Source organism: Chryseobacterium sp. ON_d1 (assembly GCF_006829085.1).
In the GTDB taxonomy this organism is placed as follows: domain Bacteria; phylum Bacteroidota; class Bacteroidia; order Flavobacteriales; family Weeksellaceae; genus Chryseobacterium.
Genome location: NZ_BJTC01000001.1, coordinates 1 through 13450 on the forward strand (window position 1 = coordinate 1; position 13450 = coordinate 13450).

Below are 13450 nucleotides of genomic sequence, written 5' to 3' on the forward strand. Positions count from 1 at the left end.
AATAACTCATGTTTTTTCGAGGGTATAGTCCCGAGATTCCGTACTTGTTATAAAAACCAATCCACTTGCGCAGATTGCTTTCATTAAATCCTTTCTCTGTTGCTATAGATTTAATTGAACAATGAGAATTTTTGTGAAGATTAATACATTCTAGCTTGAAAGCAACGCTAAATTTTTCTTTTCTATACATAAAAAAATGCCCCTAAAAAGTGTCTAACTTTTTGGGGGCAGTCCATTTGGGCGGGATTTTTTATTAAAACTGTTTTAATGAAAAAACAATGAGGATAAGATTGATAATAATCAATAAAGAATATACCATCTTGAATAGTATATGCTTATGGAAAATAAGATAATTTAGTAACGTTGCTCCTACTAAATAAAAGTAAATGAAGCTTTTGGTGTTGTGAATATTTATTTCAGATTCTGAAAACAAGTTTAAATTGTGCGAGATATTGGTCGTAGAATCAGGATAAAAAAATCGTAAAATAAAAATAATTGTGATACTTATAGCTGAGGTTAATGCATATGGCTTCATTGATAAAATAAAGTTGTAATAAAATTATAGATTAGCTAGAAGGCTTTTATATTAGTTCTTTAAAAATTGAGTATAACTCTTAATTTACATTATAAAAATAAAAATCCTCAGCAGAAAAAGTAGTTAAGTTTTCCATATATTCAAAATAAGAATTATAAATATAAGAATTTATTAATAAGTATTGGTTAAATATGGTATCAACAATAATATATTCTACATTATTAAATGTGTAGAGAAAATTTTTTACTTGTAAAACATATTCACTTTCAATAAATATCAAAGGATAATTTAAACAGATATATCCGATTGTTTTATTTTTCAGACTCAGGACAGCAATTTTTTCTGTATCGATTTCTATATCAATGTCGTAATGAGATGAAAGGAGCTCTATTACGGAGGTGAAAGCAGAATGTTTCCAGTTGTTATTTGAATCAATTGCTTTTCGTATGATCGGGGTGATATCCACTGTTAAATTTTATATAAATGGTTGGAAAGTGCTTTCCTGTAAGGATTCAAATCAAATATTTTCCCTAAATTTAAGTAAAATTACATCAAATGCAAATAGAAACAAGAAACCTGACCCTTCAGGATTATGATGAGCTGGCAGAAACGATGAAAAGGGCCTACCCACAGATGTCGGAATCTATATGGTCCAAAAAAAGTATCGATAAACTCACAAAAATATTTCCCAATGGACAAATCTGTATTACTGTAGATGGAAAACTGGCGGCAGTGGCACTTTCCATTATTGTCAATTATGAAGAATTTGGGGATGATCATACCTACAGCGATATTACAGGAAATTATACCTTCAATACCCATTCTTCAACAGGGAATGTTCTGTACGGAATAGAAGTCTTTGTAGATCCTGAGTTCCGGGAGTTGCGCCTTGGAAGAAGGCTTTATGACGCCCGAAAAGAACTCTGCGAATTGTTAAACTTAAAATCAATTATTCTTGGAGGAAGAATTCCGAGCTATCATAAATACAGTCACGAGCTTTCTCCCAGGGAATATATACGGAAAGTGAGAGATAAGGAGATCTATGATCCGGTATTGTCTTTCCAGCTTTCCAATAACTTTTTACCCATCAGGGTTTTGAAAAAATATCTTCCCGAAGATGAAGCTTCCAGAGAAAATGCCGTGCTTTTACAATGGAATAATATCTATTACAGCAAAAGACCGAATACGATGCAGGACAGCATTATACGGCTTGGGCTCGTTCAATGGCAGATGAGGCATTTTAAAGATATAGAGGCTTTTTATGAACAGGTAGAATTTTTTGTCAATGTGATGGGGGATTACAAATCGGATTTTGTGCTGTTTCCGGAACTTTTCAATACCCCTTTACTGGCTCCGTTTAATAATCTTTCGGAGAGGGACAGTATGATAGAGCTGGCGAAACTTACTGAACAGATTAAGAATAAAGTTTCCGAACTGGCTATCAGTTACAATGTCAATATTATCTCCGGAAGTATGCCCGTTTTTGAAAATAATGAACTCTACAACGTCAGTTACCTTCTTCACCGTGATGGCCGTATGGATGAATATAGAAAAATTCATATTACTCCGAATGAAAAAAGGTACTATGGGATGAAAGGAGGAAATGAAATAAAAGTTTTTGATACCGACTGCGGAAAAATAGGTCTTGTGATCTGTTATGATGTTGAATTCCCGGAACTGCCCAGAATTTTAGCTGACCAGGGAATGAAAATTCTGTTTGTTCCTTACCTTACAGATACTCAGAATGCTTACATGAGAGTACGCCACTGTGCTGCCGCAAGAGCTATAGAAAATGAATGTTATGTAGCGATTGCAGGTTGTGTAGGAAATCTTCCTAAGGTAAACAATATGGATATTCAGTTCGGGCAGGCTGCCGTATTTACCCCTTCCGATTTTGCCTTTCCATCCAATGCGGTGAAAGGAGAAGCAACTCCCAATACAGAAATGACCCTGATTGTAGACGTAGACCTGAATCTGTTAAAAGATCTCCATCACAACGGTTCTGTACAGGTGATGAAAGACCGCCGGAAAGATCTGTATGAAACCTATCTTAAATAACAAAACAGAATGCTGATGCATTCTGTTTTTATTTACCTAAAATTTTTTTTAATACATTAAACATACTGAGGGCAAACTACCGCAGGACAGATCAGTCTTGGGCATCTTGGTCTTCCGTCAGTAGGACAGCACTCGTTAGAGCAGTTTGGAATAGTAATGCCACTAAGACCGCTTCCTGCGATCCCTTTTAATTGCTCTCTTGAAAGTTTGTTGTTACGTAAATTTTTCATGTTCTAATACTTTTAGTTTGTTTTATTGTACCTTGTAAATATATTAAATTTTATGAGAAATGATATTTTTTTATTATTATGAATATTTTTAATTCTTTAAAATTTGATTATGTATTGTTATTTTTAATTTTTGACCTCCTGGCATTTGGCTTTAGAAATAACATCATCAATGCTGTCATTCCCCAGCTGTTTGCTCTTTATAAAACTTTTGCAGGCTTTTTCCTGCTGTCCTGAAGATAATAAAACTTCTCCCTGATAATATAGAACAAGAGGATTATTCGGATTATATTCCAGTGCCTTTTCAAAATCCTGCAATGCAGCATCATTCTTTCTTAATAAGGCATACGCCATTCCTCTGTGTTCATAACCTTTTTCTGATTTTTGAACCGCTAATGAAGTGCTGAGATCTTCAACGGCTTCAGCATATTTGTCCATACGCATTTTAACATAACCCCGGTTCAGATACCCTCTGTAATTTTTTGGTTGTTTTTGTACAGAGATATCAGCATCGGCAAGAGCTTCACTATACATCCCGAGTTCAGCTTTAGCAGCTCCTCTTTCACCATATAATCTATAATCATCAGGCATTCTTTCCAATGCAATAGTATAACTTTCAACAGCCTTGGCAAACTGATTGGTTAATGAATAATACTTACCGTAAAAAGTATAAACCATTTTATTTTTAGGATCTAATTCCAGAACTTTATCAAAATCTGCCCTGCACTTTTCAGCATCATATAAATACAGATAAGACATCCCTCTGTATAAATAAGAATCAGAAATATTTTCTCTGGTATCGATCGCTTTGTTAAAGTAATATATGGCTTTTTGAAAATTTTGATTGTCGTACTCTTTGTACCCTTGGCTATAGTTGGATTGTCCCGAAAGAATGCAGAAGGTAAGAATCGAGAACAATAAAGTAAAAGTTTTTTTCATAAGTAATGGTAGTTAGTTTTAAGTTCCCTAATTTAATAAAAATAGGAACAGTTTTTGGAGTAAATTGCACCTACTATTGATACACTATGTTTGACAAGCAGCAAAGAAAACTGAAGAGATCCGCAAAACTGATTTCCGTATTGAGTAAATATGGATTCAAAGATCTTCTGGCGAGAATGAACGGAGGGAATAAGCAGGAGGACGTTTCAGGCAATTCAGATGAAATTATTTCAAAAGGAACCGTTTATGAAAGAATAAGACTGGCTCTTGAAGAGCTGGGACCTACCTTTGTAAAGCTCGGCCAGACATTCAGCAACAGGGAAGACTTGCTGCCACCGGAACTTATTCAGGAACTGCAGAAACTTCAGGACAAAGTGGAAACAGTAGATATGGATGTAGAAGAAGCACTGGAAAGTGAGTTTAATATTTCTGTGAAAGATTACTTCCTTGAAGTTCAGAAAAAGCCTTTAGCAACAGCTTCCATTGCACAGGTGTATAAAGCGGTTTTACTGGATGGCAGTCCGGTGATTCTAAAATTAAGAAAACCTGACGTGCAGTCAGTAATTGAGGATGATTTACTGTTAATCAAAGATATTGAAAAACTGATATCCACTTATTCGGAAATAGGAGAGAAACTTAATCTGAAACAAGCTATTTCTACGTTTGAAAAATCATTGCTTGAAGAAGTTTCTCTGATCAATGAAAGAAATAATATCCAGCAGTTCCGTCTTAATTTTAAGAATAATAAAGAGACCTATGTTCCAAAAGTCTATGAAGAATTTTCCAACAACAATATTCTCTGTATGGAATTCATAGATGGGATAAAAGTTACGGATAAATCAGTTCTTCTGGAGAATGGTATTGATCCTGTAAAGGTTTCTGAAGTAGGATTAAGGCTTTTTGTTTCTCAGATTTTGGATTACGGATTCTTTCATGCTGATCCTCATGCCGGAAATATCTTAGTGAAAAAAGATGGCAAAATCGTTTTCATTGATTTTGGAGCAGTAGGGAAAATTCAGCCCAATGATAAAGAAATTCTGGAAAACCTTATCGTAAGTTTTGTTGCCAAAAATTCCCATAAAATAGTCCGCTATCTTAAGAAAATGGCAGTCAGCTATGAAATTCCTGATGAACGCAGGTTCGAAAATGATGTGGAGGATATCCTGAATTTTGTTCACAGTTCATCATTACAGGATATCAATGTGCAGGTGATCCTCAACAAGATGAAGGATATTCTGAAAGACAACAGGCTTTATATGCCAGATTATTTCTATCTTTTATTTAAAGGAATAAGCCTGATAGAAGGGGTAGGAAGAAATATCAATCCTGATCTGGATATTGTGAAAAGTCTGCATCCTTATACCAAAAAGATTTTCACCAAAAAAATCAACCCAAAGAATCTTTTAAAAACAGGGATGGACCGGATGATGAATTTTACGGATAATGTAGATGAAATTCCAAAAGAACTCCGTTCTGTACTCCAAAAGCTTGATGAAAATAAATTTACGGTTTCCAGTGAGATCAAAAATATAGAGAAGACCAATCAGCTTATTAAATCCAGTGTAATTAATCTGATTCTGGCTATGGTTTTAGGAGCGAATATTATTGCAACGGCTATAGTTTTTACTTCAGAATCCGGCCCGAGAATTGGAGAACTGTCTCTGATAGCAGTTTTAGGCTTTATTTTTTCAGTAATTTTAGTTTTAATACTTTTGTTGCGGGTTACAAGAAAGTAAGCTCAAACTTTAAAGTAAACTCTATAAATATTGCACCCGTAACCCGAAAATCATCCGTCAAATTCCATATCTGAAAACCACGACCACAATGAAAGCACTTATTATAACTGCATTTACATTATTGAGTTCCTTTTGTACGGCTCAGGAAAATAGCGAAGAGAAACTTCAGGGAGACTTTGACGGAAACGGAACAAAAGAATATGCCTATACAAAAGTCAGCGACTGTGGTGAGGAATGTGAAGGAAAATGTGAAACTACTATCTATTTCAGCGATAAAAATATCCCTTCTATAACGGTTACCCCTGCAAACCAGGGGAGCCTGTATAATGTAGGTGATCTTAATGGTGACGGGAAAGAAGAGATTGGATTTTACCCGAATTGGTGTACCAGCTGCTGGCATCCGTTCTATGTATATACTTTCAGTAAAACAGGCTGGAAACCATTATTACCCTCTATTTCAACTCATTGTAACCAGTGGGAAGAAGATAAATTTCCTATTAAAAAAGATCCTAAAAAGAAAGGCTATGTCATTATTACCTCAAGCAAATGGATAGATGATGATATTAAAATTATCAGTGAAAGTGTTAAGGTGAATTGAGTAAAATAGCTGGATGGATGCTGCGAGAGGAAAGAAATAACTTTGAATAATCATCAGTTGTTTAACCAATAAATTCAAAAACGTAAACAGGGCAGCTGATAATCTTCCGGCTTCCGGCCTTCTGCTTCTATACTAAAAAATTAAATACCTATCTTTGCAAAATGGAAAAACTCACTTTTGCAGATTTTGACCTGCCGGTTAAAATTCTTGATGTTTTAGCGGATTTGGAATTATTTGAACCTACCCCGATTCAGGAAAAGAGCTTAAAACCTATTCTTTCAGGAAGAGATGTAATGGGAATTGCACAGACCGGAACCGGAAAAACACTAGCATATCTTTTACCCGTTCTTAAAACATGGAAATACAGCAAGACAGGAAATCCAACTGTTTTGGTGCTGGTTCCTACCAGAGAACTGGTAGTACAGGTAACTGAAATTCTTGAGAAACTGACAGAAAATATTACGGCAAGAGTAATCGGAGTTTATGGTGGAAAAAATATCAATACCCAGAAATTGCTGTTCAATGACGGATGTGATATCCTGGTAGGAACTCCGGGAAGAGTGATGGACCTTTCCATAGATAACGCAATTTCTCTGAAAGAAGTTCAGAAGCTGATCATTGACGAGTTTGACGAAATGCTTAACTTAGGTTTCAGACCACAGCTTAGCCATATTTTTGAAATGATGAAAGAGAAGAGGCAGAACATTCTTTTCTCAGCAACCATGACAGAAGCAGTAGATGAAATGCTGGACGTGTATTTTGCCAGTCCGATAGAAATTTCATTGGCTAAATCAGGAACACCACTTGAAAAAATTGAACAGATTGGTTATAAAGTAGAAAACTTCAATACTAAAATCAACTTGCTTGAACATTTGTTGAAGACAGATACAGATATGTCTAAGGTGCTGATCTTTAACAATAATAAGAAACATGCTGATCTGCTTTTCACTAAGATTGATGAGCTGTTCCCTGAACAGTTTGATGTGATTCACTCTAATAAATCGCAGAACTACAGGCTGAAAGCGATGAAAAGATTTGAAAATGAAGAGATCAGAGGTTTGATTACCACAGATGTAATGGCGAGAGGTCTTGACATTTCAAATATTACCCATGTTATCAATTTTGAGACACCTGATATTCCTGAGCAGTATATCCACAGGATCGGTAGAACGGGTAGAGCGGATAAAGAAGGAAAAGCTTTGGTTTTTGTTACCAAAAAAGAAGAACCTCTGATTCTTGATATTGAACTGTTAATGGATAAGGAATTGAAATTTAATGATTTCCCGGAAGGCGTTAAAATCAATCCTAATAAAATAGCTTCCGAAAAAGACGAAGTGGTGATGAAAAATCCTGTACAGGTAAAACTGAACGAAGGAGGAGGAGCATTCCACGAGAAGAAAGCTAAAAATACAAAAGAAAACTGGGGAGGACCTTCTAAAAGAAAAGCACCCAAAAAGTTCGGAGCAAACAGAGCCCAGCAGAAAGCAAAATCAAAATCAAAAAGAAAGAAATAAAATAAAAACGATTCCCGCAAAAGGAATCGTTTTTATTTTTGAAGTCGTTTAAACTTATTTGAATTTAAATATTCTAATAAATTTAAACAATTTTTAATCAAATTGAATATTGTTATTCTTCAAGATTTCTTTAAACTTGTCAGTTTTACCTTCTTCTTTCATACTTTTGTAAATATAGCCTATCATTTTTTCAGCATCTGATCGGTAAGGCGATTTCTGTTCAGAATAAATCCTGTATGCTTTACAAATATTATCAAGACCTTTCTCATTATTCTTCAGGTGGGTAAAATAAACTTGTCCCATTCCATAATAAACTTCCGGATCGCCGGGATACATTTTGTCAAAATCCCCATATGCATCAATTGCTTTTTGATATTCTTTTTTATAGACATAAGTGATGGCTATATTCTGTAAAGGCATTTTGCCTTTAGGGTCAATAGCTAAAGACTGTTTATAAGCATTAAGAGCTTTATCATATTCTTCAACTCTCCTGTAGCAGATTCCCAGGTTGTCCCATGCATAAATGAATTTCGGATCAATCTTTACAGCCTGTTCATAGTTCTGGATTGCTTCTTTCCAGTTTTCCTGTTTGGATGCGTCAATGGCTTTCTGGTATAAATCAAGTGCTGTATTATTCTTTGAGAACTTGTCATAACTGGTTTCTGAAGTTGTAGTAGCTCTCTTTACGCTCTCACAGTTTTGCATCAGATAGCGCTCAAGTTCATTATAGCTTTCTTTATACTGCTGTGAATTTTTATTGGTATTAAATGTCAGATTGATCTGCTTTTTCCCGTTTACTTCAGGTGCGTTTTCAGATTGTTTTTCTGCTCCTTTCAAAAGTGTTGAAATTTGAAGAGCACCTGTGTATTTATCAATACATCCATGAACATCTTTAATGATATCTTCCTTCTTTCTGTTAGATAAAGCAATGGAATCAGTACACTTACATGCGTTTTCTGAAAGTTCCCGAAGAACTGTTTTTTCATTGGGCTTCTCCTGAGAAAATGAAAAAGAATAGAGTAAAACAGAAAATAAAATGGTTATTGTTTTTTTTATCATAGGTTTTAGTTTATTTCAGGTAAGGAGTAATCACTTTCGTCCAGATCTTGTATCCTTCCGGCTTAAAGTGAAGCATATCTTCCACAAAAATATCTTTTCTTACATTCCCGTTAGCATCTTCCATTGCTTTAGTAACATCAATGAATTCAGCATTAGGTTCTTTTTTCATAAAAGCTTCAATCTTTTTATTGGCGATTTTCATCTGTGGCCAGATCACTTCTCTGCTCGGCGAGTATTTCATTGAGATATAATCTACTTCAATATCAGGAAATCTTTCACGTATTTTTTTGTAGAAAGCTTTGTACCGGCTCACTGCTACTTTTGCTTTTAGCTGATGATTGTCAGCAAAATCATTTTCTCCACAGTAGATAATTATCTGTTTGGGCTGATATGGAGCCAGGAGATCATTGGCAAAATAATTGAGGTCCGTAAGCCTGGAACCTCCAAATCCTCTGTTGATAATTGTTTTATCAGGAAAATAATCTGCAATATCAGTCCATCTTGTAAATGATGAGCTTCCGATGAACAGGATAGCATCTTTGGGTGGTGGATTTTGCTGGTCCTGTTTTTTAAACGCCTGGATGTCCTGCCAATACATGGGTTTCTTTTCCTGTGAAAAGACAATCGTACAATACAGCAATAGAAATGCTGATAGAATCTTCTTCATTATATTCAGTTTTAAATTCAGATATAAAAATAATAAAAAACTCCCGGTTTAACGGGAGTATATGATTTATCTTTTGTAAGTAACATAAGGAATGTCCGGAATCTTATCTCCGTCCATATCAAAAATTCCTGATTGCTGAGCAAGTTTTAAATCCTTGCCTGTCAGAATATCTACTCTGTAATTAACTGAGGCATCATCTCCAAGTTTAATTCCAATAATTTTTGAATCAGCATCGTAAGTATATCTTCCTTCGTTTTTCACTGTAGGAGTACAGTTTGCTCCTTCTCCTGTATATGCTGTATAGCTTACGTAATAATCCGTTCTTAAGAAAAGAGTATTTTTAGCAGCACATCCTGTTAACGTTTCAGTATAAAGCACTGTTTTATTATCTTTCCCAGAGATCACTTCTCTTTTAACCTCTTTCCAATCTCCCTTCATGATATCCATATCGTAAGCTTCAAGATTGTCATCTTTACAAGAGGTAAGCGCAATGGCAGAAAAGGCAAATAAAAGTAGCTGTTTTTTCATTTTCACAAATTTAAGAATATGCTAAAATATAAATAAATTTGAAATATTTATAATGAAATAACGAATTTTTAAACAAATGTTTGTAAATTAAATAATTTTATGAATGCTGTGATACGAGATACGAGTTTTGGGTTATATATTTTCAACTTGAAAATAAATATAAACACATTCATCCGAATCTCAGAATAACGTAGCTCAAACCTCAAACCCCGTACCCAGAAACATGCATCCTGAGTCCATTAATAACTCATCTCTACAATCTTATAAGCATCCTGAGGAGTCAGCTTTTTGTATTCTCCAAGTCCAAGCCAGTTTCTTTCTGTAAAAGCTTTTTCAACTTTTTCTGCAGTGCTTTTAAAATCTTCTGTATATTCAGAAAGTTTGGTTTTAATGTGAAGACTGTGGAAGAATTCCTCCAGTTTTTTGATACCCAATTCTGCTTTTTCCTCTACACTTCCGTCTTTAATTCCCCAGACTCTTTCTGCGTACTGGGCCAGTTTCCCCTTTTTATCTTCAAAATTGTAGCGGTAGTGGGATGGAGCAATAATGGCCAGCGTTCTTGCATGGTCAATACCAAAATAAGCTGTCAGCTCGTGACCCATGGCGTGTACTGCCCAGTCTGTAATCACTCCTTTCTGGATCAGTCCGTTCAGGGCCATTGTACAGCACCACATAAAGTTTCCGGCAGCATCATAGCTGAAATCATCAGCCAATACTTTAGGAGCCGTTTCCTGAAGGCTGATCAGAATGCTTTCTGCAATTCTTTCCTGAAGGTCGGCAGAAGAAGGAGCAGTCATATACTGTTCCAGAACATGGGTGTAAGCATCCGTAATTCCATTCACGATTTGATTTTTTGGAATAGATCTGATTACTTCAGGATCCAGCACAGAAAACTGAGGGAAAAGTCCCGGCCCTCCTGATGAAAGTTTTTCATGTGTTTCTCTTCTTGAGATTACATATCCGGAGTTCATCTCAGAACCGGTTGCAGGAAGTGTTAAAATACTTCCGAATGGCATTCCTTCCCCTTCAAAAGTTCGTACCGATTTTCTGAGGATATCCCAAGGCTCACCATCGTAATAGGCTGCTGCAGAAAGGAATTTCGTTCCGTCAATCACAGAACCACCGCCTACCGCAAGAAGATAAGTGATATTTTTTTCTTTGATAAAGTTTAAGGCATTCAGCAATACTTCATACTCAGGATTGGCAGGTACTCCGCCAAACTCATACAGCACATGATCTTTCAAAGCCTCTTTTACCTGGTCATACACCCCATTGTTTTTGATACTTCCGCCACCATAAATCATTAATATTTTGGCATCTTTAGGGATTTCTTTGGAAATTTTGGTGATTTCACCTTTTCCGAAAAGTATTTTTGTTGGGTTTTTAAACTCGAAATTAAGCATTGTTCTAAATTTATTTTATTCCAAATTTACGGAATGAAAAAGGAAAAATGAGTTAATGAAATTTTAAAATTGCTATTACTCAATTTTATGAAAGCTATGATGCTGTCTGCCTATTAAACAGTTGATAGAAGATAGGCTTTTGCTCTCTTAATAAATCCCTCTTTATCTTTTTTTATCTCTTCAAGGAGCTTTTTCCTGTCATCAGGAATGGTGAGATACTGGTCTCCCCAAAGATTGATTTCAACGATCACAGGAATAAGATCGACTCCCTTTTGTGTCAGAAAATAAAAACTTTTCAGTTTGCTGTCAGGATGGTCTTTTTTATCAATAATCCCGTGATCCAGCAGATTCTGAAGTCTTGACGCCAGAATATTTGTTGCTATTTTTTCATCAGCCTTCAGAAAATCACCATACGTGCATTCCTTTTTCAGCATAAGATCTCTTATGATGAGCAGAGACCATTTATCTCCCCAGATTTCGAGAGAACAGCTGATCGGGCAGCCGGATCTTTTTTTACTCATATTGTTAATTTTAAAATAATACTTGCAAAATGAAAGTGTTTGTTTTAATTTTGCTTTTATTTTGCAAGTAAATTTAATCATAAAAAATTAATACATCAAATGGATCATTATGATATTGCCGTAATCGGCTCAGGACCTGGTGGATATGTGGCCGCTATAAGAAGTGCACAGCTGGGATATAAAACAATAATCATAGAAAAATATGATACATTGGGAGGAACATGTACCAATGTGGGGTGTATTCCGACTAAGGCCTTACTGGATAGTACCCATCATTATGCAGAAGCACAGCAAAAATTTAATGAACATGGCATCAGACTGGACAAAATAGAGCTTGATTTTAAGCAGATGTACAGGAGAAAAGCAGATGTCGTTTCAAAAAATACGGGAGGTCTCGACTTTTTAATGAATAAAAATAAAATTACGAGGCTTAAAGGAACAGCAAGCTTTATCAATAATTCCACGATAAAAATTATCAGCGATTCTGAAGTAAAAGAGATTACTGCACAGCACTCCATCATTGCAACAGGTTCAAAGCCATCAAGCATTCCGGGGGTGAAAATTGATAAGCAGAGAATTATCACTTCTACAGAAGCATTGTCTTTACAGGAGAAGCCTGAATCTATGGTAATTATCGGCGGTGGAGTAATCGGTGTGGAAATGGCGTCTATTTTCAACCGTATCGGAACGAAAGTGACCATTCTGGAATATGCAGATCACCTGATTGCGGCTATGGATCATGAGCTTGGGAAAAGTCTGCAGAAAATTCTTAAAAAAGAAGGAATAGATATCCGTCTTAAGCAGGGCGTTTATAAAACAGAAAATATAGGCTCTGCTGCTAAAGTCTTTTTTAAAGATCAAAATGGAACAGAAGGCGAGCTGGAGGCAGATTATGTATTGGTAGCAGTAGGAAGAAGTCCTTATGTGAGAGGTCTTGGGCTTGAAAATACAGATGTAATGCTTGATGAAAGAGGCTTTATTAAAGTGAATGAAAAAAATCAGACTTCAGCATCCAATATCTATGCTATTGGCGATGTGATCGGCGGCGCAATGCTGGCGCACAAAGCGGAAGAAGAAGGAGTTTTTGTCGTTGAAACCATTAATGGACAAAAGCGCCATATTCATTATAACCGTATTCCTTCAGTAGTATATACCTGGCCGGAAGTGGCCTCAGTAGGATATACCGAAGAATACCTCAAGAAAAATAATATTGCCTATAATGTTGGGAAATTTCCGTTTTCTGCCAGTGCAAGAGCCCGGGCTTCAATGGATATGGATGGCTTTGCCAAAGTTTTGGTAGATCCGAAATATGGAGAAGTATTGGGAGTTCATATTATTGGTGCCAGAGCGGCTGATCTGATTGCACAGGGTGTTATTGCCCAGGAATATGAAGTGACCGCAGAAGATATGTTCCGTATTTCCTATGCCCATCCAACCTATTCGGAAACGCTTAAAGAAGCTTATCTGATAGCGTCGGGACAGGGAGCTGTCAATATATAAAATTTATACATCAGAAAATAAACCATTAAGATCAATAAAGGCAATAAGAATAATTAAGATGCATCTTTGATGAAGAATAAGGTAGCGCTCAACAAATAATTTTAGCTGTTTCTCTTAACTACTCTTATCCTCTTAAAAAATCTTAATGGTTTAAAATGAGATCAT

At 35.7% G+C, this 13450-nt stretch carries 13 protein-coding genes; 5 read left to right on the forward strand and 8 right to left on the reverse strand.

The annotated features are described in order from the left end of the window. The coding region (locus tag CRS_RS24775) for a helix-turn-helix domain-containing protein (protein WP_142722049.1) at positions 1–190 on the reverse strand (190 nt) is incomplete at its 3' end. 900 nt (positions 191–1090) lie between these two features. Here CRS_RS24775 and CRS_RS00010 point away from each other — a divergent pair. After that, entirely contained in the window at positions 1091–2593 is a 1503-nt protein-coding gene (locus CRS_RS00010; protein ID WP_142722050.1) for a carbon-nitrogen hydrolase family protein, read from the forward strand. 56 nt (positions 2594–2649) lie between these two features. Here CRS_RS00010 and CRS_RS24310 read toward each other — a convergent pair whose 3' ends face one another. Both CRS_RS24310 and CRS_RS00015 read right to left on the reverse strand, forming a co-directional pair. Next, positions 2650–2823 (reverse strand): hypothetical protein, encoded by a 174-nt coding sequence (locus CRS_RS24310; RefSeq protein WP_172616962.1) that lies wholly within the window; start codon positions 2821–2823, stop codon positions 2650–2652. Between the two features lie 123 nt (positions 2824–2946). Further along, positions 2947–3759, reverse strand: coding sequence for a tetratricopeptide repeat protein (locus CRS_RS00015; RefSeq protein WP_142722051.1), 813 nt, complete (start codon positions 3757–3759; stop codon positions 2947–2949). Positions 3760–3845: 86 nt separating this feature from the next. Here CRS_RS00015 and CRS_RS00020 point away from each other — a divergent pair, with 86 nt between their 5' ends. The 3 genes from CRS_RS00020 (at position 3846) to CRS_RS00030 (ending at position 7607) form a co-directional block, all read left to right on the forward strand. After that, positions 3846–5495, forward strand: a complete 1650-nt coding sequence (locus CRS_RS00020) for an AarF/ABC1/UbiB kinase family protein (RefSeq protein ID WP_142722052.1) — start codon at positions 3846–3848, stop codon at positions 5493–5495. Between the two features lie 88 nt (positions 5496–5583). Continuing rightward, on the forward strand, positions 5584–6093 hold the full coding sequence (locus CRS_RS00025; RefSeq protein ID WP_142722053.1) for a hypothetical protein: 510 nt from the start codon (positions 5584–5586) through the stop codon (positions 6091–6093). Positions 6094–6254: 161 nt separating this feature from the next. Beyond that, positions 6255–7607, forward strand: coding sequence for a DEAD/DEAH box helicase (locus CRS_RS00030; protein WP_142722054.1), 1353 nt, complete (start codon positions 6255–6257; stop codon positions 7605–7607). A gap of 93 nt (positions 7608–7700) precedes the next feature. Here CRS_RS00030 and CRS_RS00035 read toward each other — a convergent pair whose 3' ends face one another. The 5 genes from CRS_RS00035 to CRS_RS00055 all read right to left on the reverse strand — a co-directional run bounded on the left by CRS_RS00035 (position 7701) and on the right by CRS_RS00055 (position 11785). Continuing rightward, the gene (locus CRS_RS00035) at positions 7701–8666 is read right to left on the reverse strand and encodes a tetratricopeptide repeat protein (RefSeq protein ID WP_142722055.1); all 966 of its coding nucleotides are present in this window, start codon (positions 8664–8666) and stop codon (positions 7701–7703) included. A 10-nt stretch (positions 8667–8676) separates the two neighbouring features. Continuing rightward, positions 8677–9333: a GDSL-type esterase/lipase family protein gene (locus CRS_RS00040; RefSeq protein ID WP_142722056.1), complete on the reverse strand. Its 657-nt coding sequence runs from the start codon at positions 9331–9333 to the stop codon at positions 8677–8679. 66 nt (positions 9334–9399) lie between these two features. After that, complete coding sequence (locus CRS_RS00045; RefSeq protein ID WP_142722057.1) at positions 9400–9861, reverse strand: lipocalin family protein; 462 nt, start codon at positions 9859–9861, stop codon at positions 9400–9402. A gap of 239 nt (positions 9862–10100) precedes the next feature. Further along, entirely contained in the window at positions 10101–11264 is a 1164-nt protein-coding gene (locus CRS_RS00050; protein ID WP_142722058.1) for an iron-containing alcohol dehydrogenase, read from the reverse strand. Positions 11265–11377: 113 nt separating this feature from the next. Next, positions 11378–11785, reverse strand: coding sequence for a helix-turn-helix domain-containing protein (locus CRS_RS00055; protein WP_142722059.1), 408 nt, complete (start codon positions 11783–11785; stop codon positions 11378–11380). A gap of 99 nt (positions 11786–11884) precedes the next feature. Between CRS_RS00055 and lpdA the strand changes: the two genes are divergently transcribed. Next, positions 11885–13285, forward strand: coding sequence for a dihydrolipoyl dehydrogenase (gene lpdA / locus CRS_RS00060; RefSeq protein ID WP_142722060.1), 1401 nt, complete (start codon positions 11885–11887; stop codon positions 13283–13285). The last annotated feature ends 165 nt before the right edge of the window (positions 13286–13450 follow it).

What these genes read in the sequence shown, in the direction of transcription:
- CRS_RS00050 (WP_142722058.1), bottom strand. Translation starts at nt 11,264, where the DNA reads ATGCTTAATTTCGAGTTTAAAAACCCAACAAAAATACTTTTCGGAAAA.
- CRS_RS00045 (WP_142722057.1), bottom strand. Translation starts at nt 9,861, where the DNA reads ATGAAAAAACAGCTACTTTTATTTGCCTTTTCTGCCATTGCGCTTACC.
- CRS_RS24310 (WP_172616962.1), bottom strand. Translation starts at nt 2,823, where the DNA reads ATGAAAAATTTACGTAACAACAAACTTTCAAGAGAGCAATTAAAAGGG.
- CRS_RS00015 (WP_142722051.1), bottom strand. Translation starts at nt 3,759, where the DNA reads ATGAAAAAAACTTTTACTTTATTGTTCTCGATTCTTACCTTCTGCATT.
- CRS_RS00035 (WP_142722055.1), bottom strand. Translation starts at nt 8,666, where the DNA reads ATGATAAAAAAAACAATAACCATTTTATTTTCTGTTTTACTCTATTCT.
- CRS_RS00040 (WP_142722056.1), bottom strand. Translation starts at nt 9,333, where the DNA reads ATGAAGAAGATTCTATCAGCATTTCTATTGCTGTATTGTACGATTGTC.
- CRS_RS00030 (WP_142722054.1), top strand. Translation starts at nt 6,255, where the DNA reads ATGGAAAAACTCACTTTTGCAGATTTTGACCTGCCGGTTAAAATTCTT.
- CRS_RS00020 (WP_142722052.1), top strand. Translation starts at nt 3,846, where the DNA reads ATGTTTGACAAGCAGCAAAGAAAACTGAAGAGATCCGCAAAACTGATT.
- lpdA (WP_142722060.1), top strand. Translation starts at nt 11,885, where the DNA reads ATGGATCATTATGATATTGCCGTAATCGGCTCAGGACCTGGTGGATAT.
- CRS_RS00055 (WP_142722059.1), bottom strand. Translation starts at nt 11,785, where the DNA reads ATGAGTAAAAAAAGATCCGGCTGCCCGATCAGCTGTTCTCTCGAAATC.
- CRS_RS00025 (WP_142722053.1), top strand. Translation starts at nt 5,584, where the DNA reads ATGAAAGCACTTATTATAACTGCATTTACATTATTGAGTTCCTTTTGT.
- CRS_RS00010 (WP_142722050.1), top strand. Translation starts at nt 1,091, where the DNA reads ATGCAAATAGAAACAAGAAACCTGACCCTTCAGGATTATGATGAGCTG.